The sequence below is a fragment of the Microcystis sp. LE19-10.1B genome, from assembly GCF_027530565.1.
Lineage (GTDB): Bacteria > Cyanobacteriota > Cyanobacteriia > Cyanobacteriales > Microcystaceae > Microcystis > Microcystis aeruginosa.
The window spans coordinates 1-1,379 of record NZ_JAPZQM010000446.1 but is presented as its reverse complement, the minus strand read 5'-3'; the positions used below and the strand labels follow the sequence as shown (position 1 = coordinate 1,379).

The following is a 1,379-nucleotide window of genomic DNA, read 5'->3' as shown; positions in this document are numbered from 1 at the left end:
GCTCCTAAAACATTGAAGCGTTTACGCCCGCTCGGTGACTTAACAAAAAGTCTCTCAAAACACCAAACAAAACCGAGAAATGCTCCCATGACGAAGTGAGCGGCATCAACAAAAAAAACAGCCCTTTTTCCTTCTTTAGCTTCATTTAGTCTGGGTTCTAGCTTTTTTTCTTTGTAGTGCGATCGCCGATCTGGTAGGGTGCGTTCCCTAATGTGACTCCCACTGCTCCACCGATCGATTTTGGGGAACGCACCATGCACATTTATTGCAGCTGTGGGTTAAAGTGCGATGCCGCTCTGGTGGGACCAGTTGGGAAATGTTAGCGAAGATTCCCAATGTTTAGGTTAAAATAGAGGGGCAAAAGTCGCAACAGGGTCGCTTCAATGACAGTTCGACAACCCCGCTACAGCAAAGAAGAATTTGCCCGACGTGGACACGAAGTCTATGAGTCTCAGGTACGCTCCCAAATCGGGTAATGATTCGGTAGTAGTGGCGTAGCCCTCTTGCCTACCTGGTATGAATTGTGTAAAATATTTATTAATAAAAATAATTGGAACCCGCTCAGTCTTTAAACCTCTAGCTTGCTCACGACTTTTCTGATAAATATCTTTTTCTGGCTCCTGTCTGGCTTACTGAAATATCAGTCTAGCACCGAACAAAGTGCCCCCCCTAGTTCACCTCCGTTCCCCTGTCAAGCGTTGTGGTTCTCACCATAGGATCAAGAATGGTTCTACACATAATGGCAAGCCGAAACGTCAGTGTAAAGATTGCGGTCAACCGTTTGTGATCAATCCCACTAATAAAACCGTCTCTGACGAAACCAAACAATTAATTGATAAACTCTTGATCGAACGAATTTCCTGACGAGGAATTGCTAGAGTAACAGGGGTAAGTTGGTCATGGTTACAAAAATATGTCAACAATAAACTGGCGGCTGTCCCCCGTCAAATAAAGGTTTCGGACAAACCAAAAGGTAAATTGGTTAGAGAATGTGATGAGATGTGGTTTTTGGTTTTTTCTAAGACGATAAAGGTTTATATTTGGCGGTTAATTGATAGAAAGACACGGGAAATTATTGGTTGCTATGCGCGGAGATAGGAGTCGTCAATCAGCCAAAAAACTTTAGGTCCAGTTTACCAGGCGTTTACCGACAATGTGCAGTTGCTTACACAGACTTTTGGGAGTCATATAAGACAGTAATTCCCAGTAAACGTCATCGACCGGTCGGTCAAGAAACTGGTCAAACTAATCCTATTGAAAGATTAAATAATACCTTTCGACAAAGGATTTCTCGGTTGGTGAGAGAGAGTCTATCTTTCTCTAAAAAAATGGAGAATCACGTTGGGGAACCCTTTGGTATTTTATCCATGACTACAATG

Annotated in this window: 2 pseudogenes; one reads left to right on the top strand and one right to left on the bottom strand. The window is 43.0% G+C overall.

Going from position 1 to position 1,379, the window contains the following annotated elements:
• A pseudogene (locus tag O9332_RS16295) lies at nucleotides 1-194 on the bottom strand (IS630 family transposase); the annotation flags it as partial.
• A gap of 466 nt (nucleotides 195-660) precedes the next feature.
• On the opposite strand from O9332_RS16295, the pseudogene O9332_RS16290 reads away from it, so the two are divergent.
• Nucleotides 661-1,379 (top strand): annotated as a pseudogene (locus O9332_RS16290) (IS1 family transposase); the annotation flags it as partial.